The organism is Streptomyces sp. DSM 110735 (assembly GCF_016482685.1).
Taxonomy (GTDB): domain Bacteria; phylum Actinomycetota; class Actinomycetes; order Streptomycetales; family Streptomycetaceae; genus Streptomyces.
This window is the reverse complement of the sequence record NZ_JACYHF010000020.1, coordinates 87364-111934: the sequence shown is the minus strand read 5'-3', so window position 1 is coordinate 111934 and position 24571 is coordinate 87364. Positions and strand designations below refer to the sequence as shown.

General features: G+C 71.7%; 18 protein-coding genes and 1 pseudogene. 5 read left to right on the top strand and 14 right to left on the bottom strand.

Annotation, left to right across the window (positions count from 1 at the left end; translation table 11 throughout):
* The 12 genes and pseudogenes from IF655_RS25415 to uvrC all read right to left on the bottom strand — a co-directional run.
* Window positions 1-494, bottom strand: a pseudogene (locus IF655_RS25415) (glucose-6-phosphate isomerase); the annotation flags it as partial.
* Between the two features lie 73 nt (window positions 495-567).
* Entirely contained in the window at window positions 568-1836 is a 1269-nt protein-coding gene (locus tag IF655_RS25410; RefSeq protein WP_199587437.1) for an MFS transporter, read from the bottom strand.
* 154 nt (window positions 1837-1990) lie between these two features.
* On the bottom strand, window positions 1991-2326 hold the full coding sequence (locus IF655_RS25405) for an RNA polymerase-binding protein RbpA (RefSeq protein WP_003957010.1): 336 nt from the start codon (window positions 2324-2326) through the stop codon (window positions 1991-1993).
* Between the two features lie 216 nt (window positions 2327-2542).
* The gene (gene secG / locus IF655_RS25400) at window positions 2543-2779 is read right to left on the bottom strand and encodes a preprotein translocase subunit SecG (protein WP_161178236.1); all 237 of its coding nucleotides are present in this window, start codon (window positions 2777-2779) and stop codon (window positions 2543-2545) included.
* Between the two features lie 144 nt (window positions 2780-2923).
* Complete coding sequence (gene tpiA, locus IF655_RS25395; RefSeq protein WP_199587436.1) at window positions 2924-3700, bottom strand: triose-phosphate isomerase; 777 nt, start codon at window positions 3698-3700, stop codon at window positions 2924-2926.
* Window positions 3701-3706: 6 nt separating this feature from the next.
* Window positions 3707-4918 (bottom strand): phosphoglycerate kinase, encoded by a 1212-nt coding sequence (gene pgk / locus IF655_RS25390; protein ID WP_199587435.1) that lies wholly within the window; start codon window positions 4916-4918, stop codon window positions 3707-3709.
* A 135-nt stretch (window positions 4919-5053) separates the two neighbouring features.
* Complete coding sequence (gene gap / locus IF655_RS25385) at window positions 5054-6064, bottom strand: type I glyceraldehyde-3-phosphate dehydrogenase (RefSeq protein WP_199587434.1); 1011 nt, start codon at window positions 6062-6064, stop codon at window positions 5054-5056.
* Between the two features lie 321 nt (window positions 6065-6385).
* Window positions 6386-9352, bottom strand: coding sequence for a M14 family metallopeptidase (locus IF655_RS25380; protein ID WP_199587433.1), 2967 nt, complete (start codon window positions 9350-9352; stop codon window positions 6386-6388).
* Window positions 9353-9579: 227 nt separating this feature from the next.
* Entirely contained in the window at window positions 9580-10569 is a 990-nt protein-coding gene (gene whiA / locus IF655_RS25375; protein ID WP_018545744.1) for a DNA-binding protein WhiA, read from the bottom strand.
* A complete protein-coding gene (yvcK, locus tag IF655_RS25370) occupies window positions 10560-11651 on the bottom strand; it encodes a uridine diphosphate-N-acetylglucosamine-binding protein YvcK (protein WP_199587432.1) in 1092 nt (363 codons plus the stop codon). The genes whiA and yvcK overlap by 10 nt, the downstream gene beginning before the upstream one ends.
* The gene (gene rapZ / locus IF655_RS25365) at window positions 11648-12646 is read right to left on the bottom strand and encodes an RNase adapter RapZ (protein ID WP_199587431.1); all 999 of its coding nucleotides are present in this window, start codon (window positions 12644-12646) and stop codon (window positions 11648-11650) included. Before rapZ ends, yvcK begins: the two co-directional genes overlap by 4 nt.
* A complete protein-coding gene (gene uvrC / locus IF655_RS25360) occupies window positions 12643-15018 on the bottom strand; it encodes an excinuclease ABC subunit UvrC (protein WP_199587430.1) in 2376 nt (791 codons plus the stop codon). Before uvrC ends, rapZ begins: the two co-directional genes overlap by 4 nt.
* A gap of 385 nt (window positions 15019-15403) precedes the next feature.
* Between uvrC and IF655_RS25355 the strand changes: the two genes are divergently transcribed.
* Window positions 15404-16378 (top strand): hypothetical protein, encoded by a 975-nt coding sequence (locus IF655_RS25355; protein WP_199587429.1) that lies wholly within the window; start codon window positions 15404-15406, stop codon window positions 16376-16378.
* Window positions 16379-16402: 24 nt separating this feature from the next.
* On the opposite strand, the gene IF655_RS25350 is transcribed toward IF655_RS25355, so the two are convergent.
* A complete protein-coding gene (locus IF655_RS25350) occupies window positions 16403-16825 on the bottom strand; it encodes a Rieske (2Fe-2S) protein (protein ID WP_199587443.1) in 423 nt (140 codons plus the stop codon).
* A gap of 861 nt (window positions 16826-17686) precedes the next feature.
* Between IF655_RS25350 and IF655_RS25345 the strand changes: the two genes are divergently transcribed.
* Together IF655_RS25345 and IF655_RS25340 are read left to right on the top strand one after the other, a co-directional pair.
* Complete coding sequence (locus tag IF655_RS25345) at window positions 17687-18871, top strand: LacI family DNA-binding transcriptional regulator (RefSeq protein WP_199587428.1); 1185 nt, start codon at window positions 17687-17689, stop codon at window positions 18869-18871.
* Window positions 18868-19776, top strand: a complete 909-nt coding sequence (locus tag IF655_RS25340) for a carbohydrate kinase (RefSeq protein WP_199587427.1) — start codon at window positions 18868-18870, stop codon at window positions 19774-19776. The genes IF655_RS25345 and IF655_RS25340 overlap by 4 nt, the downstream gene beginning before the upstream one ends.
* A gap of 106 nt (window positions 19777-19882) precedes the next feature.
* Here IF655_RS25340 and uvrA read toward each other — a convergent pair whose 3' ends face one another.
* Window positions 19883-22921 carry an excinuclease ABC subunit UvrA gene (gene uvrA / locus IF655_RS25335; RefSeq protein ID WP_199587426.1) on the bottom strand — a complete coding sequence of 1013 codons (3039 nt, stop codon included), beginning with the start codon at window positions 22919-22921 and terminating at the stop codon, window positions 19883-19885.
* 223 nt (window positions 22922-23144) lie between these two features.
* Between uvrA and IF655_RS25330 the strand changes: the two genes are divergently transcribed.
* Together IF655_RS25330 and IF655_RS25325 are read left to right on the top strand one after the other, a co-directional pair.
* Window positions 23145-23834, top strand: coding sequence for a maleylpyruvate isomerase family mycothiol-dependent enzyme (locus IF655_RS25330; RefSeq protein ID WP_199587425.1), 690 nt, complete (start codon window positions 23145-23147; stop codon window positions 23832-23834).
* Between the two features lie 58 nt (window positions 23835-23892).
* Complete coding sequence (locus tag IF655_RS25325) at window positions 23893-24549, top strand: MBL fold metallo-hydrolase (RefSeq protein ID WP_199587424.1); 657 nt, start codon at window positions 23893-23895, stop codon at window positions 24547-24549.
* Window positions 24550-24571: the final 22 nt, after the last annotated feature.

Genomic DNA, 24571 nt, shown 5'->3' with positions numbered 1-24571 from the left:
GCCGGACCCAGATCCGAGCCGCCGATACCGATGTTCACGACGTTCTTGATCCGCTTGCCGGTGTGCCCGGTCCACTCGCCCGAGCGGACCCGGTCGGCGAAGGCAGCCATCTTGTCGAGGACCGCGTGCACAGCGGGGACGACGTTCTCGCCGTCCACCTCGATGACCGCCTCACGCGGGGCGCGCAGCGCGGTGTGCAGGACCGCGCGGTCCTCGGTCACGTTGATTCGCTCACCACGGAACATCGCGTCCCGCAGCCCGAACACGTCCGTGGCCGTGGCCAGTTCCTGGAGCAGGGCGAGCGTCTCGTCCGTCACCAGGTTCTTGCTGTAGTCGATGTAGAGGTCACCGACCTGGACGGTGTATCCGGTGCCGCGCCCGGGATCGGCGGCGAACAGCTCCCGCAGGTCGGTTCCCGCGATGTCCTCGCGGTGCCGGGCGAGGGCGTCCCACTCGGGCAACTGGTTGAGCCTGGTACGGCCGTCTGCGTTCATCTCCGACTTCAGCCTTCCTTCCTGGGCCTGTCCTGCCGCGTACCTTGCCCGGCGGCGGAACCAACCTAGTTGATCAGCGGGCGGGAGAGACGGTGGCCGTGTCCCCCCGCGTCGTGACCACTGGTACGTCCGCGCGCCGCGCCGGTATCAGCGAGACGACGGCCAGGGCGAAGAGGGCGCCCGCGAGCAGGGCAGGGGCTTGGAGCCCGAGGAACCGTGCGGCACCCCCGGCGAGCAGCGCGCCGAGCGGCGCCCCGGCGACGGAGGCGGTACGGAACGCCGCCGAGACCCGGCCGGTCGTGGACGCGGGAGCCCGCTGCTGCATCAGCGTCCTCTGGTTCACGTTCCACACCATGCCCATGGCGCCGAGCACGGCCATCGCGACGAGCAGTGCGGACAGATGGCGCACCGAGCCCATGAGGAGGAGCGCGGCGGTCTGCACGGTGCCGCCGAGGAGCAGGGCCCGCACGCGCCCGGTGCGGCGGGCGATCCGCTGGGCCAGGAAGCCACCGGCGACGCTTCCGGCGGCGTACACCGACATGGCCGCCGCGTAGCCGGAGTTGCCCGCGTGCAGCCAGCCGGTGACGTGCAGGACGAGGGTGGCGATGAGACCACCCATGCCGATGTTGCACAGCAGGGTCGCCACGCAGCAGGCGCGCAGCGCGGGGTCGCGCCACAGGGTGCGCAGCCCCTCGGCGGTCTCGGCGCGCAGGGTGCTGCCCCGCGGCCGGGGCTCGCGGTCCGGGGGCGCGGTGCGCAGCGACGCCACGAGTGCGGCGGCGGCCAGGAAGGTGCCCGCGTCGGCCGCGAAGGGCATCGCGGCTCCCGCCGCGAACAGCAGCGGCACGAACGGACCGGTGAGCAGTCCGCCCGCGAGCTGCTGACCCGTCATCAGCCGGGCGTTGGCGGCGCCCAGCTCGTCCGGCCGGACCAGGGAGGGCAGCAGGGCCGTGGCGGCGTTGTCGAAGAGCGTCTGAAGGGCGGTCAGACAGAAGGCGAGGGCGATCAGCAGCGGGAGCGAGACGTGCCCCTGCCCGACGGCGAGGGCGAAGGCGGCGACCAGCAGGGCGCGTACGAGGTCGACCGACCACATGGCCCGGCGCTGGTCCACCCGGTCCGCGACCGCGCCGCCGAGCAGTCCGAACAGCAGCCAGGGCACATAGCCGCAGGCGCTGACGGCGGCGACCGCGAGCGGATCGTCCGTCAGACGCACCGCGAGCAGCGGCAGCGCGACCGTGCGCAGCGCGTCACCGACGCGGGAGACGATCGCGGCCGTCCACAGCCGCCCGAATCCCCCGCGCCACGCGGGCGCCCGCTCCCCCGCCGCCACGCCCCCGGCCATCCGTCCCCCCTCGTGGTCCCCGTCGGCACACGATGCGTCGACACACGTTCCATCGATGCGTGAACCGTAGCGGGCACCACTGACAACGGGTCCTGACCGCCGGGCGGTACGGCTCCGGCCGGGTGCCCCAGGGGCGCCCGGCCGGTGTGAACTATTAGATCTCGCCCCGCAGTTTGGCGAGCGCCTCGGCGAGGATCGCCTCGCCGTCCGCGTCGCTGCGCCGCTCCCGGACATACGCCAGGTGCGTCTTGTAGGGCTCGGTGCGCGGCGGGTCCGGCGGGTTGTCCCGGTCCTGACCGGCCGGGAAGCCGCAGCGCGGGCAGTCCCAGGTGTCGGGGACCTGCGCGTCGCTGGCGAAGCTCGGCTGGGTCTCGTGCCCGTTGGAGCACCAGAAGGAGATGCGCAGCCGCGGAGCGGACTCCCCGCGCTCTGCCTCGCCCATCGGCCCCGCCCCGACCCGGCTTCCTCGGATCGCGTTGCCACTTGCCACGGTCGTAACTCCCTGCGTGATGGTGCCGCGAAGCAGGTCGGCCTTTCGCTTCGCCGCGAGCGCCTCAGTCTACGTAAGGCCCAACGCGCGTCCAGTGATGGGAGGTACGGTCCCCGCCCAGACGCAAGCCCCATGATAGGCCGCGCCGTGGAGCGCGTACCGAACATGGGGCTTTACGTACGGGATGTATGGAGTTGTGCGGCGCGGACGTGCGCGTCAGGCGTTCGACTTCATCAGGATGCCGAGGACGATGATGCACGCGAACCACAGCAGACCGATCACGATGGTGATGCGGTCGAGGTTGCGCTCGGCGACCGAGGAGCCGCCGACGGAGGACTGCATGCCGCCACCGAACATGTCGGAGAGGCCGCCGCCCTTCCCCTTGTGCATCAGCACCAGCAGCATCAGCAGCAGGCTGAAGACGATCAGGGCGATCGAGAACCCCAAAACCACGGCTGGACCAACTTCCTCGGATTCGGATGGACGACGGGGCACGGCACCCTGGCCATGCCCCTCGCAAGGGTACGACGTATCGCCGCTACCGCCTACTCACGGCCTTGATCACGACCGATGATCACGGTCGTTGATCGCGACCGGTCACTGGTCGCGGAAGCGCACGATCCTGACGAACTCGTCCGTGTCCAGCGAGGCACCGCCGACCAGGGCGCCGTCGATGTCCGGCTTCGCCATGATCTCGGCCACGTTGGCCGCCTTCACGGAGCCGCCGTACTGGATGCGGATCTTGTCGGCGACGTCCTGGGAGTACAGCTCGGCGAGCTTGCCCCGGATCGCGCCGCACACCTCCTGGGCGTCCTCGGAGCCGCAGACCTTGCCGGTGCCGATGGCCCACACGGGCTCGTAGGCGATGACGATCGTCTCGGCCTGGTCGGCGGGGACGTCCTTCAGACCGCCCTCGATCTGGCGGAGGGTGTGGGCGACGTGGTCGCCGGCCTCGCGGACGTCCAGCTCCTCGCCGACGCACAGGATCGGGGTGAGGCCGTGCTTGAAGGCGGCCTTGACCTTGGCGTTGACGATCTCGTCGGTCTCGTGGTGGTACTGGCGGCGCTCGGAGTGGCCGATGACCACGTAGGAGCACTTGAGCTTGGCCAGCATCGGGCCGGAGATCTCGCCGGTGTAGGCACCGGAGTCGTGCTCGGAGATGTCCTGGGCGCCGTACTTGATCTTCAGCTTGTCGCCGTCGACCAGGGTCTGCACCGAGCGCAGGTCGGTGAAGGGCGGCAGCACGGCCACCTCGACCGCGTCGTAGTCCTTGTCGGCCAGGGCGAAGGCGAGCTTCTGGACGTGCGCGATGGCCTCGAGGTGGTTGAGGTTCATCTTCCAGTTGCCCGCCATGATCGGCGTGCGAGTGGTCATGCGGGGTCAGTCCTCCAGTGCGGCGAGGCCGGGGAGCGTCTTGCCCTCGAGGTATTCGAGGGAGGCGCCGCCACCGGTCGAGATGTGGCCGAATGCGTTCTCGTCGAAACCGAGCGTACGCACCGCGGCGGCGGAGTCACCGCCACCGACGACGGTGAAGCCGTCGGAGTCGACGAGCGCCTGGGCGACCGCCTTGGTGCCCTCGGCGTAGTCGGGGTGCTCGAAGACGCCCATCGGACCGTTCCAGAAGACGGTCTCGGCGTCGGCGAGCTTCGAGGCGTACAGCTCGCGGGTCTTCGGACCGATGTCCAGACCCTCCTGGTCGGCGGGGATCTTGTCCGCGTCGACCACGGTGTACTGGGCGGGCGCCTTGGTCTTCAGGTCCGGGAACTCCGGGGAGACCAGGACGTCGACGGGGAGGACCAGCTCGACGCCGTTCTTCTCGGCGCGCTCCATGTACTCCTTCACCGTCGGGATCTGGTCCTCCTGGAGGAGGGAGATGCCGACCTCGTGGCCCTGGGCCTTGAGGAAGGTGTAGGCCATGCCGCCGCCGATGAGCAGCCGGTCGGCCTTGCCGAGGAGCTGGTCGATGACGGCGAGCTTGTCGGAGACCTTGGCGCCGCCGAGCACGACGACGTAGGGGCGCTTGACGTCGTCGGTGAGCTTCTTCAGGACACCGACCTCCTGGGCGATCAGGTAACCGGCGTAGTGCGGCAGCCGCGCCGGGAGGTCGTAGACGGAGGCGTGCTTGCGGTGCACGGCACCGAAGCCGTCGCCCACGTACACATCCGCGAGAGCGGCGAGCCGGTCCGCGAACTCGGCGCGCTCCGCGTCGTCCTTGGAGGTCTCGCCGGGGTTGAAGCGCAGGTTCTCGATGACGGCGACCTGGCCGGGCTCCAGACCGTCGACGGCGGCGTGGGCGGCGGGACCGACGGTGTCCTGGGCGAAGGCGACCGGGGCGCCGAGGAGTTCACCGAGACGCTCGGCGGCGGGCAGCAGCGAGAAGGCCGGGTCCGGGGCGCCCTTGGGGCGGCCCAGGTGGGAGGCGACGACCACCTTGGCGCCCGCGTCCGCGAGCGCCTTGACGGTGGGCAGTACGGCGCGGATACGGCCGTCGTCGGTGATGGTCCCGTCGGCCAGCGGCACGTTGAGGTCGGCGCGGACGAAGACCCGCTTGCCGCTCACGCCGTCGGCGAGAAGTTCGTCGATCGTCTTCATTGAGTGGACTCCTGAGGAGGGCTCGTGATGCCCCCGATCGTAAGAGGGCGTGGTCCGTGCGTGAGACAGGGCCCGGTCAGCGCGGCCGTGCGCTGCCCGGGCCCTGCTCTCACTTCAAGGTCCTGCTGGGGTCGTTCAGAGCTGCTCGCCGACGAAGACCGTGAGGTCCACGAGGCGGTTGGAGTAGCCCCACTCGTTGTCGTACCAGCCGAGGATCTTCACCGTGTTGCCGTCCTGCACCATGGTCAGGGAGGAGTCGAAGGTGCAGGAGGACGGGTCGCCGACGATGTCGGAGGAGACGATCTCGTCCTCGGTGTAGGACAGGTAGCCCTTGAGGGAGCCGTCCTCGGAAGCCTTCTTGAACGCGGCGTTGACCTCGTCCTTGGTGACCTCGCGCTGCAGCTCCACGACCAGGTCGGTGGCCGAGCCGGTCGGGACCGGGACGCGCATCGCGATGCCGTCGAGCTTGCCCTTGAGCTGCGGCAGGACCAGCGCGGTGGCCTTGGCGGCACCGGTGGTGGTCGGGATGATGTTCTCGGCGGCGGCGCGGGCGCGGCGCAGGTCCTTGTGCGGGAAGTCAAGGATGCGCTGGTCGTTGGTGTACGCGTGCACCGTCGTCATCAGACCGCTGACGATGCCGAAGTTCTCGTCCAGGACCTTGGCCATCGGCGCGACGCAGTTGGTCGTACACGAGGCGTTGGAGATGACGTGGTCCGTCTCCGGGTTGTACTTGTCCTGGTTGACGCCCATGACGATGGTGATGTCCTCGTCCTTGGCCGGAGCCGAGATGAGGACCTTCTTGGCGCCACCGGCGAGGTGCTTGGCGGCGTCGTCGCGCTTGGTGAAGATGCCGGTCGACTCGATGACGACGTCGACGCCCAGCTCGCCCCACGGGATGTCGGCGGGGTTGCGCTCGGAGAGCACCTTGATGGTGTGGCCGTCGACCGTGATGGTGTCGGCGGTGTGCGTGACCTCGGCCTTGAGGCGGCCCAGGATGGTGTCGTACTTCAGCAGGTGCGCCGTGGTCGCGGTGTCACCCAGGTCGTTGACAGCCACAACCTCGATGTCCGCACCCTGCTCCAGCAGTGCGCGGAAGTAGTTACGCCCGATGCGGCCGAAGCCGTTGATGCCTACGCGGATCGTCACGAACCGATCTCCTCGTTGGTACGCCGGCTTATGCGGTGCCGGCGAGCTGTATTTGGGATGTCCCCGACCACCCCCGACCCTACCTCTCCGCGGCCCCCTGGGTGACATCGAGATGGCGCATACACGGGCAGGTCTTCCTTACCCGTCAGTAGGGTACGGACCAGCCCGGAACGGCGGTCGTTTCACTCCTTTTTGTCAGGGACTGACCGCCGTCGCGGGCGGGTATTTCACTCGTTCGTGAGGGTGTCGGCTCACCTGATGTCAGGTGCTCCCGCGCACCGTTGAGTGGGGGTCTCGCTCACCTGTGAGCGACGGCTCCCGTCATCTGCCGAGCGCGGCCAGCGCCTTGCGCATCAGCGCGGTCCGGTCGGCCGCCGAGGACACCTGGTCCAGACCGAATCCGAGCAGCACCGTGTCGCGGGTGGTGACCGCTCCGTAGGTGCGGAAGAGGGCGCCGGTGCGCGTCCAGTCCTTCAGCACGCCGGGACTGCCGGGCGGGGGTCCGGCAGCGCGCCAGGGACCGAGGGAGGTCTCGAAGCCCTCGGTGTCCCGCGCCGTGCCGCCGACGACGAGCGAGGCGTCGTCCACGAGGACGCCATGGCCGCCGGTGCCGGGGTCGGTGACATAGGAGACGGACACCTCGACGTTCCGTCCCGCGTAGGCGCTCAGGTCGAACTCCGTGTGCTGCCAGCCCGCGGAGGCGCCGGTGAGGCTGTGCCAGGCGCCGGTGGTGCCGGTCGCCGTGCAGGCGCCGCCGGAGAGCGTCAGATAGTGGCGCAGCCAGGGGTGCTCGCCGATCAGGAACCCGGCCCCGCACTCCTCGGGCACGGCCGAGCCGGTCGCGCCGCCCGCCTCGGGCAGGGTCGTCCAGTCGTCGGCGCCCACGGTGTGGACCTCGACGATCGCGTGGTCGTAGCCGGGCTCGGTGTCCCACAGCAGCCGGGTGCTCAGCGCGGGCTTGTCGGCGGCGGTGACACCGGTGAGGTCGACGGTGCGGGTGAGGCGCTTGTAGGCGTCGTCGGTGTGGACGGCGGCGGCCATATAGGAGCCGGAGTACGGACCGTACGGTGTGGGGGTTCCGGCGAAGGCGCCCGCGCCCGCGCTCTTGAACTGGGGGTAGGCGGCGACCGGAAGCTCGTCGGAGGTGACCCCGTAGGCACCGGCCGCGTCGAGCGGGTCGCCGGGTACGTCACCGAGGGCGGCGGAGACCCCGGAGAGGGCGCCGGAGCCGGTCAGCGCGGTGACGCCCTTGACGGAGGTGCGGCTGTAGGCGCCGAGCCAGTACTGGCTGAAGTCGTTCGAGCGGTTGCCGCCGCCGAGGTCGACGCTGCCTCCCGCCGTCTCCCCCGCCTCGATCAGCCGCCCGCCCTCGTTGAGGTAGGCGCGCAACTGGAGCTGGACGGCGTTGCCGGGTCCGCCGGGACCCGCGTAGTGCACGACCGTGCGGAAGTGACCGAGCACGCCGAGCGCGTCCGGGGCTCCCCGGCTCGCGGTGTCCCACACCAGGGCGTGGTGTCCGGCCGCCCGCAGCGCGTCCGTGTAGGCGGTCGCCCGCGCGGCTCCCGCGCCCTCCTCCGCGACGACGAGGGTGTCGGCGGCGGGGCGCTTCTCGACGGTGTACGTGAAGGGGGTGCTGGCGGTCTTCGCGCCGTTCTTCCCCTTGCCGCTGAACCACACCTGGACCCGGTCGCCGGGCTTGGTCTCCGGCACCTCGGCGCGGTACTCGTCGAAGTAGAGGTGGTCGGCGCCGCCGTAGCGCTCGCCGCCCTTCCAGGCGCGCAGGCTCCGCTGGTGCGTACGGCCGCCGTTGACGCGGTACTCGAGCCGCTTGTCGCGGACCGCCTTGCGCGCGACGACGGAGACCTCCTGGCCGGCGCCGCGCGCGTACGAGGTGGTGAAGGGGGCGGGGGTGAAGTCGGCCGCGCTCAGACCGACCGAGGAGGAGGGGCGGTCGGGGTGCGTGGCGGTCTCGGCGACGGACAGCGCGAAGGGCACGTTCTTCTCGAACTCCCGCTGGATCAGCCGCTCGTCGTCGGGGAAGCTGAACACCGACCGGCAGTCGTCCGGGTTCCAGGCGTCGTCCGGGTCGGACTCCGAGGCGGTCTGGCAGGTGGACATCTCGGGGGTGAACATCGCCATGCCGTTGACGTTGGCGGCGTGGCCGTCCGCCTCGCCGTTGGTGGTGTACAGCTCGGAGGAGATCTGCGGGCGGTAGCCGGGGATCGCGGAGTGCTCCGGGGTGCCGGCCAGTGCCTTGTAGAGGACGTCGTCGGGGCTGGGCGTGGCGACCTGCCAGCCGATGCCGTAGAGGAGGAGTTCGGCGGCGGAGTGGTAGTTGACGGCGTATCGGAAGCCGACCCGCTTCTCGAACGCGTCCAGCGCCTTGGTCTCGGGTTCGGAGGCGGGGGCGGGACCGCGGTAGGTCTCGGAGGCGGGGCTGGGGGACGAACCCTCGTCGTCGTAGCCCCACTTGTAGGGGAAGTTGCGGTTGAGGTCGACGCCGTCGCCCGCGCCGATCACGCCGTCGCCGTTGAGGTCGCGCAGGTTCTTGCGCCACAGGCGGGTGTCGTCGCTCTGGAAGGTGTAGTCGTAGCCGTCGGGGTTGGCGGAGAGGACGAACCACAGCTCGGTGGTGTCGACGATCTTTCTGATCCGTTGGTCCGAGCGGTAGTTGTCCAGATAGTGGTGCATCAGCCGCCGGGTCATCTCCGGGGTGATCCACTCGCGCGCGTGCTGGTTGGACAGGTACAGCACGGCGGGCCTGGCGCCGTCCTTCGAGCGCCTGGCGTCCTTGGTCAGCTTGAGCGCGAGGATGTCCTTGCCCTGGACGGTGCGCCCGATGGACTCGACCTTGGCGAGGTCCGGGTGCTCGCGCGCGGTGCGCAGCAGCTCCTCCTGGAGTCCGCCGCTGCCGCTGTAGGGGCGGAAGACGCCCTGCGCGGCGGCGGCGACCCGCCTGTCCGCCGCCTTCGGCAGCTCGTGCTCGGTGAGGCGCACGCCCTGGGCGCGCAGGTGCCCGGCCTGGCGGTCGGTGAGGTACACCTCGACGGTGCTGCGGCCCGCTCCGGCCGCCTGCGCCTCCAGTTCGCGGCCGTCCTGGCCCGCCGCGATCAGCAGGGGCAACTGGGCGCGGGTCACCTCGGCGCGGAAGACCTTGACCTCGGCGGCGCGGTCCGTCTTCGCGGCGCTCGCGGCGTGGGGCTGGGCCTGCGCCGGTACGGGCCCGAGGGCCGCCGTGCCCGCCAGCAGGGCTCCGGCGGCGAGGATCGATCTCACTGGGTGTCTCATGAACCCCCCTCGTGGTGGTCCGCCACAGCGCGGACCAGGTTGCCAGGCTCATGTCACACCAGGGGGTCGTCAAGGGCGCCTCACGGACACGCGAAAGCCGGTGCCGACCACCCGAACGGGCGCCCGGCACCGGCTCTCACACCGTGGTTCCGCCGCGTGACTCGGCGGACGAGACCGCGCGGCTCGGCCGACGAGGTCGCACAGCTCAGCCGACGAGGCCGAGGGGATCAGCCGACGAGGTTGTCCGCCAGCTCCTCCGAGAGGTTGGCCTCCGTGCCCGGGATGCCCAGGTCGGAGGCGCGCTTGTCGGCCATCGCCAGCAGACGGCGGATACGGCCGGCGACCGCGTCCTTGGTCAGCGGCGGGTCCGCGAGCGCGCCCAGCTCCTCCAGGGACGCCTGCTTGTGCTCCATGCGCAGTCGCCCGGCGGCGGCAAGATGCTCGGGCACCTCGTCGGCGAGGATCTCCAGCGCGCGCTGCACCCGGGCTCCGGCGGCGACGGCGGCGCGGGCCGAGCGGCGCAGGTTGGCGTCGTCGAAGTTGGCGAGCCGGTTGGCGGTGGCCCGCACCTCGCGGCGCATTCGCCGCTCCTCCCAGGCCAGCACCGACTCGTGCGCGCCGAGCCGGGTGAGCAGGGCGCCGATCGCGTCGCCGTCGCGGACGACGACCCGGTCCACCCCGCGCACCTCGCGGGCCTTGGCGGCGATGGACAGTCTGCGGGCGGCGCCGACCAGCGCGAGCGCCGCCTCGGGACCGGGGCAGGTCACCTCCAGCGAGGAGGACCGGCCGGGCTCGGTGAGCGAGCCGTGCGCGAGGAACGCGCCGCGCCAGGCCGCCTCGGCGTCACAGGTCGCGCCGGAGACCACCTGGGGCGGCAGACCGCGGATCGGGCGCCCCCGGCCGTCCACCAGGCCCGTCTGCCGGGCGAGCTGATCGCCACCGGCGACCACGCGCACCACGTAGCGCGAGCCCCGGCGCAGACCGCCGGGTGCCATCACGATCAGTTCGGAGCTGTGGCCGAAGATCTCCAGAATGTCCCGCTTGAGGCGGCGGGCCGCCATCGCGGTGTCCAGCTCCGCCTCGATCACAATGCGCCCGCTCACCAGGTGGAGGCCGCCGGCGAACCGCAGAAGGGCGGAGACCTCCGCCTTCCTGCAGCAGGTCCGGGTGACGGGGAGCCGGGAGATCTCATCCTTCACCGCTGCCGTCATCGCCATGGGCCGATCCTTCCATGCATCCGAAAAATACGGTCGTACGCGGCGGCCAACAGCTCCGGATCGTGCCGGGGAGTTCCGTCGGTCCGGGCCACCGGCGCCAGCTCGACCGCCGCTCCCAGCCGCTTGGCGGCCTCGGTGAGCGAATCGCGGTCGGGCACGGCAGCCTCGTCGGCCAGCACCACGTCCAGGGCGAGTTTAGGGGCGTGTCGCCCCAAAACCTCCAAATGACGCTGCGGGGAGAAGCCCTCGGTTTCGCCCGGCTGCGGGGCCAGGTTCAGCGGGAGCACCTTGCGCGCCTTGGTGTCGGTGAGCGCGTCGAGCAGCTCGGGGACCAGAAGGTGCGGGATGACCGAGGAGAACCAGGAGCCGGGACCGAGCACCACCCAGTCCGCGTCCAGCACCGCCTCGACCGCCTCGGGCACGGCGGGCGGGTCGGACGGCACGACGTGCACCGACTGCACCTCGCCCGGCGTGAGGGCGACGGTCGCCTGGCCGCGCACCGTGTCCACGTCCTCGGGGCGCTCCGGGTCGTGCCCCTTGACCAGCGCCTGCAGCTCCAGCGGCACCGCCGACATCGGCAGCACGCGCCCGTGCGCGCCGAGCAGCTTGCCGACCAGGTCCAGGGCCTGCACATGGTCGCCGAGCTGCTCCCACAGCGCGACGATCAGCAGATTGCCCACCGCGTGGTCGTGCAGATCGCCCTTGGAGTGGAAGCGGTGCTGGATGACCCGGGCCCAGGTCTGACCCCAGTCGTCGTCGCCGCACAGGGCGGCCAGCGCCTTGCGCAGGTCGCCGGGGGGCAGCACCCCCAGTTCGTCGCGCAGCCGCCCGCTGGAGCCGCCGTCGTCGGCCACCGTGACCACGGCGGTGAGGTCGCCGGTGATCCGGCGCAGCGCGGCGAGCGAGGCGGACAGACCCATGCCGCCGCCGAGGGCGACCACCTTGGGCTGCGCCCCCCGCCTGCGCGGCCGACCGCCACGCGCTTCGGCGCGGCCCGCCCGGGCCTCCGCCATGGCGCGGCCCGCGCGCCCCTCCGGCACCACCCGGCGCAGACCGGCGAGCCGCCGTGTACGTCCTGTCATTCCCGTCCCATGTCCCGGTGTACGACCACCGTCTCCACGCCCTCTGCCGCCAGACGCGCGGCGAGCTTCTCCGACATCGCCACCGAACGGTGCTTGCCGCCGGTACAGCCGATGGCGATGGTCACATACCGCTTGCCCTCGCGCCGATACCCGGCCGCGATCAGGCGCAGCAGCTCGGCGTAGCGGTCGAGGAACTCCTTGGCGCCGGGCTGGTTGAAGACGTAGGAGGCGACCTCCTCGTTGACCCCCGTGAAGGGGCGCAGCTCCGGCACCCAGTGCGGGTTGGGCAGGAAGCGCATGTCGGCGACGAGGTCGGCGTCGACCGGCAGCCCGTACTTGAAGCCGAAGGACATCACCGTGGCCCGCAGCTCCGGCTCCTCCTCACCGGCGAACTGGGCGTCCATCTTGGCGCGCAGTTCGTGCACGTTGAGGCTGGAGGTGTCTATCACCAGGTCGGCATCGCCGCGCAGCTCGCGCAGCAGCTCGCGCTCGGCGGCGATGCCGTCCACGATCCGGCCGTCGCCCTGGAGGGGGTGCGGGCGGCGCACCGACTCGAAGCGGCGCACCAGCGCCTCGTCGGAGGACTCCAGGAAGACGATCCGCCGGGTGACGCCCCGGCTGTCGAGGTCGGCGAGGGACTCGCGGAGGTTGTCGAAGAAGCGGCGGCCGCGCACGTCGACGACGACCGCGATCCGGGCGACGTTGCCCTGCGAGCGGGCGCCCAGCTCCACCATGGTGGGGATCAGCGCGGGCGGGAGGTTGTCCACGACGAACCAGCCGAGGTCCTCCAGGCACTTGGCCGCGGTGGACCGGCCCGCTCCGGACATCCCGGAGATGATCACCAGCTCGGGGATGGCCGCGTCCTGGGCCCCGTTCGCCGTGCCGTCCGTACTCACCTGTGCTCCGTTCTCCCCGGCCGCTTCCCGTGGCCGTACCTCGCCCGCCTTCCCCTGCGCGCGTTCGCTCCGCTCGGGTCCCGTGTCGTGCTCGGTCATCTCTCCTGCCCCCGTCGGTCGTCCGGGAGACCCGCGCTCACGGGCTCTCCGGGGGAATCCGGCGTCGTGCCGGGTTCCTCGTCATCGATGATCTCTCCGGTCGCCGTGTTCACGGCGGGTCCGGCCGGGACGGCGCGCGCGAGTGCCGCGGCGATGGTCTCGGCCGTCTTCCGGCCTATGCCGGGTACTTCCTGGATCTGCTCGATCGTGGCGGCGCGCAGCCGCTTGACCGAGCCGAAGTGCTTGAGGAGCGCCTGCTTGCGGGTGTCGCCGAGGCCGGGCACGTCGTCCAGCGGGCCGGAGCGCAGGCGCTTGGCCCGCTTGGTCCGCTGGTAGGTGATGGCGAAGCGGTGCGCCTCGTCACGCACGCGCTGGAGCAGATAGAGCCCCTCGCTGGTGCGCGGCAGTACGACCGGGTCGTCCTCGCCGGGGACCCAGACCTCCTCCAGGCGCTTGGCGAGTCCGCACACGGCGATGTCGTCGATCCCCAGCTCGTCCAGCGCCCGCTGGGCCGCCGCGACCTGCGGCTGACCGCCGTCGACCACGACGAGCTGCGGCGGATAGGCGAACTTCCGGGGACGGCCGTCGTCGTCCTTGAGCGGGTCGGTGAACAGGTCCCCGTCCTGACCGGGACCGGGGAGGGGGGCGGCAGCCTGGGCGGGGGCGGGGAGGGGGGCGCCGTCGGTGGCGGTGGGGAGGGGGCGCGGGGTGGCTTCGGTACCGGCGGGAAGGGCGCCGTCACCGAGGGGCGCGCCGTCGGTGAGGGCGGCATCGGTGCCGGTGGGACCGTCGGAGACAGCCGCGCCGTCCGCGAGGGCATCGTCGGCACCCGTCGGACCGTCGGAGACAGACGCGCCGCCCGCCAGGGCACCGTCAGCACCCGTCGGACCGTCGGAGACAGACGCGCCGTCCGTGAGTGAGACTCCCCCGTCCGCCGGGGTCTCCTCCTCCGCCGTCCACTCCCCGGACCGCTCCTTCTCCGCGAGGTAGCGCCGGAAGCGGCGGGTGATGACCTCGTGCATGGAGCGGACGTCGTCCTGGCCCGCGAAGCCCTTGATCTGGAAGCGGCGGTACTCGTTCTTGCGCTGGAGGCCGTCCTCGAAGACGACCATGGAGGCGACCACGTCGTCGCCCTGGAGGTGGGAGATGTCGTAGCACTCGATGCGCAGCGGGGCGCTGTCCAGACCGAGGGCGTCGGCGATCTCCTCCAGGGCGCGCGAGCGCGTGGTCAGGTCGGAGGCGCGCTTGGTCTTGTGCAGGGCGAGAGACTGCTGGGCGTTGCGCTGCACGGTCTCCATCAGCGCCTTCTTGTCACCGCGCTGCGGGATGCGCAGCGACACGTTCGCCCCGCGCCTGCCGGTCAGCCACTCCTGGACCGGCTCCACCGGGTCGGGCAGCGCCGGGACCAGCACCTCCTTGGGCACCGAGTCCCCGCGCTCCTCGCCGTAGAGCTGTTGGAGGGCGTGTTCGACGAGGGCGCCGGTGGTGATCTCCTCGACCTTGTCGGTGACCCAGCCGCGCTGGCCGCGCACCCGGCCGCCGCGCACGTGGAAGATCTGGACGGCCGCCTCCAGCTCGTCCTCGGCGACGGCGATCAGGTCGGCGTCGGTCGCGTCGGCGAGCACGACCGCGTTCTTCTCCATGGCCTTCTTCAGGGCGCCGATGTCGTCGCGCAGGCGGGCGGCCCGCTCGTACTCCATCTCGTCGGCCGCCTCCGCCATCTGCTTCTCCAGGCGGCGCAGATAGGTGCCGGTGCGGCCCGCCATGAAGTCGCAGAACTCCTCGGCCAGCTCGTAGTGCTCCTCCGGCGAGATCCGGCCGACGCAGGGGGCCGAGCACTTGCCGATGTACCCCAGCAGGCAGGGGCGGTCGGTGCGGGCGGCGTTCTTGAAGACCCCGGCGGAGCAGGTGCGCACCGGGAAGACGCGCAGCAGCAGGTCGACGGTGTCGCGGATGGCCCACGCGTGCGCGTAAGGACCGAAGTACCGCACGCCCTTCTTCTTGTGACCGCGCATCACCTGGACGCGCGGGAACTCCTCGTTCATGGTCACCGCGAGGTACGGGTAGCTCTTGTCGTCGCGGTACTTGACGTTGAACCGGGGGTCGTACTCCTTGATCCAGGAGTACTCGAGCTGGAGCGCCTCGACCTCCGTGGACACCACCGTCCACTCCACGGACGCGGCGGTGGTGACCATCGACCGGGTGCGGGGGTGGAGGTTCGTCAGGTCCTGGAAGTAGTTGGCCAGGCGCTGGCGCAGGCTTTTGGCCTTTCCGACGTAGATCACCCGGCGGTGCTCGTCGCGGAATCGGTACACCCCCGGGGAGTCCGGGATGTCTCCCGGCCTGGGGCGGTAGCTGGAGGGGTCGGCCATGTCTCACACCCTACTGGCGAGGACGGACACCGCGTCGGGCCTGTGGACAACGCCGCCCCCGTACGGCGCACCGGCACGTCCTGAGGGTGGGCGCGGGGTGACGGCGGGGTGTCGGGAGCGTTGCGGAAGGCCGCTCCCGGCGGCTGTCGCGGGGCCCGTGCGGGGCGTCGTACAGGGGTGGCGTGTGGGCCACCGCACTGTCCGGGGTGTTGTCGGGTCCAAGTCAACACGCTTCAATGCGGGGGAACTCGGGGCGGCGCCCGCACGGCGCACGCGCACGGCGTGCCGCGTGCCGACGCGCCCCGGTGCCCCACGGGGTGGCAAGCAGAACCCCGCGCCTCGGTCTGACCAGCCGAGGTGACACCTCACAGAAAGGCTTCTGTGCATGTGGCATGTCACAGAGCACACGGACGCCGCCGCTCCCCCGGACGTGCCCGAGCTGGACACCGTCCTGCGGGGCGGCCCCTTCCACGTGGCGCTGCGCGCCGCCATCGCCGCGCGCGGGCTGCCGCTCCAGCGTGTGCAGCACCATCTGACCCGCCACGGGGTCAAGGTGGGTCTGACCAGCCTGAGTTACTGGCAACAGGGGGCACGCCGACCGCAGCGCCCCGAGTCGCTGCGCGCCGTACGCGCGCTGGAGGAGATACTGCGGCTGCCCGAGGAGTCACTGATCCGGCTGCTCGCCGAGTCCGGTGACCGCTCCGTGCACGGGCGCCCGGCGACCCGCTCCTACCGCTCCCTGCTGGAGACCTCCGGGGTGCTGCGCCGCCTCCAGGCCGAGCTGGGCTGGATCTCCGACGGCGGACTGCACGTCCTCGGACACCACGAGCGCGTCCGCATCGGCACCCGGCGCGAGCTGGCCGCCCGCGAGTCCGAGCACATCGTGCGCGCCCACCGCGACGGCGTGGACCGCTTCGTCGCCGTCCACCAGGGCGACCCCGGCTGCGATCCGCGCGGCATGGCCGTCCGCGCCCTGGAGAACTGCCGCACCGGGCGCGTCCTGTTCGACCGGGACACGGGGGTCCTGGCGGCGGAGCTGCTCTTCGGCACCCCGCTGCGCCGGGGCGACACCTTCCTGTTCCGCTACGGCGTCGCCGACGGCACGGCCGGGGTCTCGCACGAGTACGTGCACCGGTTCGGCGCGCTGGGCGGCCAGTACGCCCTCCAGGTCCGCTTCGACAGTCCCGCGCTGCCGGTGCGCTGCCACCGCTTCAGCCAGGTCTCCCCGGCGGCACCGCGCGGTGGCCGCGTCGAACTCCCGGTGACGCACCCGTACCGCAGCGTCCACGTGGTCGAGCCCCGGGTGCGCCCTGGCATGGTGGGGATCGCCTGGGAATGGGAGGGTCCGGCGGAGGCGTAGCCGGTCCGGTCCGGGCGTCCGGGGTCAGCCCTTGGGGCCCGCGACGATCCTGCCGTCCGAGACCTTCACCGGCAGTTCGTTCAGCGGCTCGGTGGCCGGGGCGGCGAGCACCTTGCCGGTCGCCGCGTCGAACTCGCTGCCGTGGCAGGGGCAGGTCAGAGTCGTGCCCTGGAGCTTGTTGATCGCGCAGCCCGCGTGCGTACAGATCGTGCTGTACGCCTTCAGGGCGCCGTCCGCGCCCCTGCTGACGACCACATTGTGGTCCCGGTAGAGCCTGGCCCCGCCCTTGGCGACCTCGCTCTCCGCGCCGAGGTCGACGGGCGCGGTCGGGGTCGGCGCGGAGGAGCCGCCCGGCGCCGCGCAGGCGGCCAGGCCGAGCCCGGCGACCGGGGCCACGGCGGCCCCTCGAAGGACGGTACGACGGCTCGCGGACGACTGGGCCGGCATCAGGCTCTCCACAGGTCAGACGGTATGCAGCCCGACGATACCCGGGCAGAGCGGACGGGTCGGAGGCGGGGCGGCCGGGACCCCGGCAGTGGGTACGTGGGCGGCTCGGGGCTCGGGGCTCGGTGCGCGGGTGTCTCCGGGGCGGGTGGTCTGGGGGCGGGCGCTCGGCGCGCTCCGGGCGGGTGCGGCAGTGATCTGGGGGGGGCGGGCGCGGGGGGGGCTCCGGGGCGGGTGCGCGGGTGGTTCCAGGGCGGAGTGCGCGAGTGGTTCCGGGGATGGGAGGACGGAGGGCTCCGGGGCGGGCACCGGGCGGCTCGGAGGCGCATGGGCAGCGCGCCTGGGCGGCTCTGAAGCCGGGGAGCACAGCCGCCTCCGGGCGGGACCGGGCTGGGTGCGCTTCAGGATCCCGAGCGCGGGCGGCTCTGAGAGCACGGCGCGCGGTCGCTTCGCGGCCGGGGTGCGCGGCGGCTCGGGGACGGAGTGCGTGGGCGGCTCCGGGACGGGGTGCGCGGGCGCTTCGCGGCCCGGGCGCGTGGGCGGCTCAGGGACCAGGGTGTGCGCATGGCTCCGCAACCCAAGCGCAAGCGCCGCTCCGGGACCGGGCCGCACGGGCGGCTTCGCAGCCAGGGCGCGCGGTGGAGCGGGGATGTCACGTCTCCCGCGCACCGGGCGGCCGCGCGCTCCACTCGCAAGCGCTTGCGCAAGCGTTTACGGCTGGGTGGTGGATGGGATACCTTCCCGCCCGGAGAACTCTCAGCGCGGCAGCCGGGGGTTCGCCACGGGTACGGACCACCGACGGTCCGTCCTCAGCCAGGAGGGCTCACCCGTGCCCCCGGCGGACACCCCGGGGAGGGAACCGCGATGCCCACCATGGCCGACGTCGCCCGGCGTGCCGGAGTCTCCGTGGCGACCGTGTCCCACGTGCTCAACGACACGCGCCCGGTCCTGCCCCACACCCGCCAGGCAGTCCTGGACGCGGTGGACGCCCTCGGCTACACCCCGAACACCCTCGCCCGCTCCCTGGTCACCTCCCGCACCCGCTCCATCGGGCTCGCGGTGTCCGCGATCAGCAATCCGTACTTCACCGAGATCCTCCAGGGCGTCGAGGCAGCCGCCCTCGCCCAGGGCTACAGCCTCCTCATCGCCGACCCGCACGACGACCCCGAGCACGAACTGAAGGTCGTCCAACTGCTCCGCGAGCGCCGGGTGGACGGCATGATCGTCGCCCCCTCGGCCCGGCCGGAGGAACTGGTGACCTACCTCCGCCGCCAGGCGGTGCCGACGGTGTTCCTGGACCGGGTGATCACGCGGGACGACGACGGAGACGGTGGCGGCAACGGCGACGCGGGCGGGGGCGTCGGGCTCGTCCCCCGTGATCAACTTACGTCACAGGCGGGCGGTTTCGATCAGGTCTGTGCCGAGAACAGCGAGCCGATGGCCCGCCTTGTCACTCACCTCGCCGACCTGGGCCACCGTCGTATCGGTCTGATCGCCGGACTGCCCGGTCTCAGCACGACCAGCGAGCGGATCACCGGCTACCGCCAGGGACTGGACAGCGCCGGGCTCCCCTACGACGCCGACCTGGTCGTGTCCGGCAGCTCCGAGTCGGCCGCCGCCGAGCGCGCGACCGCCGACCTGCTCTCCAGACCCGGCGCGCCCACGGCCCTCGTCACCGCCAACAACGCGATGACCATCGGCACCCTGCGCGCCCTGCGCGAGCGCGGGCTGAGCGTGCCGGACGACATCGCCCTGTGCTCCTTCGACGACTTCGCCTGGGCCGACCTCTTCTCACCCCGGCTCACCGCCATCGCGCAGCCGAGCCGCGAGATGGGCGCCCGGGCCGTACGGGTGCTGCTCGACCGCCTGGCCGCGCCGGACCGGCCGACCACGACCGTCCGGCTGCCCTGTGCCTTCGTCCACCGCACCTCCTGCGGATGCCCGGAGGAGGCGCGCGGGGTGCGCGGCGCGGCCGAGGGCGCCGATGCGCGCCCCGCCGGGGAGAACACGGAACCATCCGCGCAGTCCGAGAAGGGAACCACCTCGTGATCGTCGTCGCCGGTGAGGCACTGATCGACCTGGTACCGCAGGGCCCCGGCGCCCTGGCCGGCCTCAAGCCCGCGCTCGGCGGCGGCCCGTACAACACGGCTGTGGCCCTCGGCCGCCTGGGCTCCGCCACCGCCTTCGCCTCCCGCGCCTCGCACGACGCCTTCGGGGAGGCACTGCTCGACGGACTGCGGCAGGCGGGCGTGGACGTGTCCGGGGTGCAGCGCGGCCCGGAACCCACCACCCTCGCGGTAGCCACGATCGACTCCGCCGGGTCGGCCGCCTACTCCTTCTACGTGGAGGGCACCGCCGACCGTCTCTTCACCGCCCCCTCCGCACTCCCCGCCGGTACCCGCGCGGTGTCCTTCGGCACCTGTTCGCTCGTCCTGGAGCCGGGCGCGAGCGCCTACACGGAGCTGATGCGGACCGCCGCCGCCCAGGGCCTGTTCACCGCGCTCGACCCCAACATCCGCACCGGGCTGATCCCGGACGCGGACGCCTACCGGGCCCGCTTCCGGGGCTGGCTGCCCTCGGTGACCCTGCTGAAGCTGTCCGAGGAGGACGCGGCGTGGCTCGGCGGCAGCCCGGCGGAGTGGCTGGCCGCCGGTCCTTCGGCGGTCGTACTCACCCGGGGCGGCGACGGACTCACCGTCTTCACGCGGGACGCGGAGTACTCCGTGGCCGGCGAGAAGGTCGACGTCGTGGACACCATCGGCGCGGGTGACACCGTGAACGCCGCCCTGCTGCACGGACTTTCCGCCCAGGACGCGCTGTCCGCGCAGGCGCTGGCCGGTCTCGGCGCCGACGGCTGGCACCGGCTGCTGCGCTTCGCCGCCCGGGCCGCGGCGCTCACCTGTTCCCGGGCGGGCGCGGAGCCGCCGTACGCGGCGGAGCTGGGTGAGTGGTGATCCGGTCCGGGCAGGACAGCCCGGGTGTCTGACGGTGGAACGAGCGGCGCCCCCGGGGAACTTTCCCGGGGGCGCCGCTTGGTGACGAACCGTCAGCCGAGGACGGTCAGGCTTTGCGGGCCCGCGTCGTCGTCTTCTTCGCGGCCGCCGTCTTCTTCGTCGCCGTGGTCTTCTTGGCCGCGGCTGCCTTCTTGGTGGCGGTGCTGTTGACCTTGGCGGTCGCCGTCTTGGTGGTCGTGGCCTTCTTCGCCGCCGCCGTCTTGCGGGTGGCGCGCGGCTTGACCGGCTCCGCGTCGCTGATCCGGTCGGCGCCCAGCACCTCGCGCAGGAACTTGCCGGTGTGGCTGGCCGGAACCGCCGCGACCTCCTCGGGCGTGCCCTCGGCGACCACGATGCCGCCTCCGGCGCCGCCTTCCGGACCCATGTCGATGAGCCAGTCGGCGGTCTTGATCACGTCGAGGTTGTGCTCGATGACGATGACCGAGTTGCCCTTGTCCACCAGTCCGGAGAGCACCTTCAGGAGCTTGCTGATGTCCTCGAAGTGCAGACCGGTGGTCGGCTCGTCCAGGACGTAGACCGTGCGGCCGGTGGAGCGCTTCTGCAGTTCGCTGGCGAGCTTGACGCGCTGTGCCTCGCCGCCGGACAGGGTGGTGGCGGACTGCCCCAGCCGGACGTAGCCGAGTCCGACGTCCTTGAGGGTGCGCAGATGCCGGGAGATCGCGGGGACGGCCTCGAAGAACTCGGTCGCCTCCTCGATCGGCATGTTCAGCACGTCGGCGATGGACTTGCCCTTGTAGTGGACCTCCAGGGTCTCCCGGTTGTACCGGGCGCCGTGGCAGACCTCGCACGGGACGTAGACGTCCGGGAGGAAGTTCATCTCGATCTTGATCGTGCCGTCACCCGCGCAGTTCTCGCAACGCCCTCCCTTGACGTTGAAGGAGAAGCGGCCGGGCAGGTAGCCCCGGACCTTCGCCTCGGTGGTCTCCGCGAAGAGCCTGCGGACGTGGTCGAAGACGCCGGTGTAGGTCGCCGGGTTGGACCGCGGGGTGCGTCCGATGGGCGACTGGTCGACGTGCACGACCTTGTCCACCAGGTCGTCGCCGTCCACGCGCGTGTGCCGTCCGGGGACGTTGCGCGCGCCGTTCAGCTCGCGGGCCAGGTGGGTGTAGAGGATGTCGTTGACCAGCGTGGACTTGCCCGAGCCGGACACGCCCGTGACGGCCGTGAACACGCCCAGCGGGAAGGCCACGTCGATGTCCCGCAGGTTGTTCTCGCGGGCACCGCGCACGACGAGCTGCCGGTCCGGGTCGAGCGGGCGGCGCACATCCGGGACCGGGATGGCCTTACGGCCCGAGAGGTACTGACCGGTCTGCGACTCGGTGTTGGCCAGCAGCTCCTTGAGGTCACCGCTGTGCACGACCTTGCCGCCGTGCTCACCGGCGCCGGGACCGATGTCCACGATCCAGTCGGCGACCTTGATGGTGTCCTCGTCGTGCTCGACCACGATGAGCGTGTTGCCCATGTCGCGCAGCCGGACCAGGGTCTCGATCAGCCGGTGGTTGTCCCGCTGGTGCAGACCGATGGACGGCTCGTCCAGGACGTAGAGCACGCCGACCAGACCGGAACCGATCTGGGTGGCCAGGCGGATGCGCTGGGCCTCACCGCCGGAGAGGGTGCCGGCCGCGCGGTTGAGGGAGAGGTAGTCCAGGCCGACGTCGACCAGGAACCGCAGCCGCTCGTTGACCTCCTTCAGCACCCGCTCCGCGATCTTCTTGTCGCGGGCGTTCAGCTTCAGCTCGCCCAGGAACTCCGCGCAGTCGCTGATCGACATGCCGGAGACCTCGGCGATCGACTTCCCCATGATGGTGACCGCGAGGACGATCGGCTTCAGGCGCGTGCCCTGGCAGGAGGGGCAGGGCACCTCGCGCATGTAGCCCTCGAAGCGCTCACGGCTGGAGTCGCTCTCGGCCTCGCTGTGCCGCCGCTTGACGAAGGGCACCGCGCCCTCGAAGGGGGTGGTGTAGCGGCGCTCGCGGCCGTACCGGTTGCGGTAGCGCACCTCGATCTGGGTCTTGTGGCCGTACAGCAGGGCCTTCTTCGCCCGCTGCGGCAGCCCGGCGAACGGGATGTCGGTGCGGAAGCCCAGCGCGTCCGCGAGGGCGCCGACCAGGCGGCCGAAGTAGTCCTTGGTGTGGCCGTGCGACCAGGGGTGGATGGCGCCCTCGTCGAGGGACTTCTCCTCGTCCGGGACGATCAGCTCCGGGTCGACCTCCATCCGGGTGCCGATGCCGGTGCACTCGGGACAGGCGCCGAACGGCGAGTTGAAGGAGAAGGAGCGGGGCTCCAGCTCCTCGAAGGAGAGGTCGTCGTACGCGCAGTACAGATGCTCCGAGTACATGCGCTCGCGCTCGGGGTCGTCCTCGGGGAGGTCGACGAAGTCGAGCACGACCATGCCGCCGGACAGACCGAGGGCGGTCTCCACGGAGTCGGTGAGGCGGCGCTTGGCGGAGTCCTTCACCGTGAGGCGGTCGACGACCACCTCGATGGTGTGCTTCTCCTGCTTCTTCAGCGTCGGCGGCTCGGAGAGCTGGATGGTCTCGCCGTCGACCCGGGCGCGCGAGTAGCCCTTGGTCTGGAGCTCGGCGAAGAGGTCCACGAACTCGCCCTTGCGCTCGCGCACCAGCGGGGAGAGGACCTGGAAGCGGCTGCCCTCGGGCAGCTCCAGGACCTTGTCCACGATGGCCTGCGGCGACTGGCGCGCGATCGGGCGCCCGCACTCGGGGCAGTGCGGCTTGCCCACGCGCGCGAAGAGCAGGCGCAGGTAGTCGTAGACCTCGGTGATGGTGCCGACCGTGGAGCGCGGGTTGCGGGAGGTCGACTTCTGGTCGATGGAGACGGCCGGGGAGAGACCCTCGATGAAGTCGACGTCGGGCTTGTCCATCTGCCCGAGGAACTGCCGGGCGTACGAGGAGAGGGACTCCACGTAGCGACGCTGGCCCTCGGCGAAGATCGTGTCGAAGGCCAGGGAGGACTTGCCCGACCCGGACAGGCCCGTGAAGACGATGAGCGCGTCACGCGGCAGGTCGAGCGAGACATTCTTCAGGTTGTGCTCGCGCGCGCCACGGACGATGAGACGGTCGGCCACGCCGGTCCGCACCTTTCTTGAGAGAAGTGACAGGGGCGGGGCCCCCGTGCTCTTCCAGGCTAGGGGGAGCCACTGACAACGCCGGTCGGATTCCCGGTTGCATAACAACCTCGGGGCCCTGAACATGCCCGGCGCCACTCACGACGATATAGCACGCGCTTTCGATTACCGGGCCTGGTTCGCCACCTTCACCCGAAGGAGTGGCGGGACTAGGGTTCGGCGCATGATCGACGATGCGCATGACCTGGCCTGTGTACACGCGGCGACGGAACGGCTCCTGAGCGCTGCCGCCGGACTGGACAACGCGTCACTGGCCGAGCCGTCACGGCTTCCCGGCTGGAGCCGCGGACACGTCCTCGCCCATCTCGCCCGCAACGCCGACGCTCTCGTGAACGTCCTCGAAGCCCGCCCCATGTACGCCGACGCCGCCACCCGCGACGCCGACATCGAGCGCGACGCCCCGCGCCCGCTCGCCGCCCAGCTCGACGACCTGCGCGCGAGCGCGGACCGGTTCCGGCACACGGCCGCGGCCCCGGCGGACCGGAACCGCACCGTGGAGCTGCGCAACGGCGTCACCGACACCGCGGCCCGGGTGCCGTTCCGGCGGTGGATCGAGGTCGAGCTGCACCACGTGGACCTCGGCACCGGCTACGAGCTGGAGGACCTTCCGGCGGAGTTCACCGAGCGGGAGACCGACTTCCTGACGGTGCGGTTCGCGCAGCACCCGGACGTTCCCTCGACGGTTCTGGTCTCCGAGACGGGACGGACCTGGAAGACCGGCGGCGGCGCCCCGGGCGGTCCGGTCACCGTCGAGGGACCGGCCGCCGAACTGCTCGGCTGGCTCGCCGGCCGCCGCGACGGCTCCGCGCTGACGGTACGGGGCGGCACGCTGCCCGCCCTGCCCCCGCTCTGACCGCTGGGCTCGTACATCGGCGGTCCGCCGAACACTCCCCCGCTATAGGCTGATCACCATGACGTACAGCGGCGAGGTCAAGGTCGGCGGACCGGCCGACGTTCACGAGCTCAAAGACCTGATGATCACCAAGATCGCGGTCGGTCCGATGAACAACAACGCCTATGTGCTGCGCTGCCGGGCCACCGACGAGCAACTGCTGATCGACGCGGCGAACGACGCGCACGCACTGCTCGGCACGATCGGCGAGGACGGCGTCGCGTCCGTCGTCACCACGCATCAGCACGGCGACCACTGGCAGGCGCTCGCCGAGGTCGTCGCGGCCACCGGCGCGCGCACCTACGCCGGGCGCGAGGACGCCCCCGGCATCCCGGTCGCCACGGACGTGCCCGTGGACGACGGCGACGTCATCCGCGTCGGCCAGGTGGAACTCACCGCCCGCCACCTCGTCGGCCACACCCCGGGCTCCATCGCCCTGGTCTACGACGACCCGCACGGCCACCCGCACGTCTTCACCGGCGACTGCCTCTTCCCCGGCGGCGTCGGCAACACGCACCAGGACCCCGAGGCGTTCGCGAGCCTCATCCACGACGTGGAGACGAAGATCTTCGACGTGCTGCCCGACGAGACCTGGGTCTACCCCGGCCACGGCGACGACACCACCCTGGGCGCCGAGCGCCCGCACCTGCCGGAGTGGCACGCGCGCGGCTGGTGATCCGACGGGCCGGGCGCCGATG

Excerpts from the sequence above, each read along its gene's own strand:
- IF655_RS25325 (WP_199587424.1), top strand. The coding sequence starts at position 23,893 with ATGACGTACAGCGGCGAGGTCAAGGTCGGCGGACCGGCCGACGTTCAC.
- IF655_RS25380 (WP_199587433.1), bottom strand. The coding sequence starts at position 9,352 with ATGAGACACCCAGTGAGATCGATCCTCGCCGCCGGAGCCCTGCTGGCG.
- IF655_RS25350 (WP_199587443.1), bottom strand. The coding sequence starts at position 16,825 with ATGCCGGCCCAGTCGTCCGCGAGCCGTCGTACCGTCCTTCGAGGGGCC.
- yvcK (WP_199587432.1), bottom strand. The coding sequence starts at position 11,651 with ATGACAGGACGTACACGGCGGCTCGCCGGTCTGCGCCGGGTGGTGCCG.
- IF655_RS25345 (WP_199587428.1), top strand. The coding sequence starts at position 17,687 with ATGCCCACCATGGCCGACGTCGCCCGGCGTGCCGGAGTCTCCGTGGCG.
- rapZ (WP_199587431.1), bottom strand. The coding sequence starts at position 12,646 with ATGACCGAGCACGACACGGGACCCGAGCGGAGCGAACGCGCGCAGGGG.
- whiA (WP_018545744.1), bottom strand. The coding sequence starts at position 10,569 with ATGGCGATGACGGCAGCGGTGAAGGATGAGATCTCCCGGCTCCCCGTC.
- IF655_RS25355 (WP_199587429.1), top strand. The coding sequence starts at position 15,404 with ATGTGGCATGTCACAGAGCACACGGACGCCGCCGCTCCCCCGGACGTG.
- pgk (WP_199587435.1), bottom strand. The coding sequence starts at position 4,918 with ATGAAGACGATCGACGAACTTCTCGCCGACGGCGTGAGCGGCAAGCGG.
- uvrC (WP_199587430.1), bottom strand. The coding sequence starts at position 15,018 with ATGGCCGACCCCTCCAGCTACCGCCCCAGGCCGGGAGACATCCCGGAC.
- tpiA (WP_199587436.1), bottom strand. The coding sequence starts at position 3,700 with ATGACCACTCGCACGCCGATCATGGCGGGCAACTGGAAGATGAACCTC.
- IF655_RS25410 (WP_199587437.1), bottom strand. The coding sequence starts at position 1,836 with ATGGCCGGGGGCGTGGCGGCGGGGGAGCGGGCGCCCGCGTGGCGCGGG.
- IF655_RS25330 (WP_199587425.1), top strand. The coding sequence starts at position 23,145 with ATGATCGACGATGCGCATGACCTGGCCTGTGTACACGCGGCGACGGAA.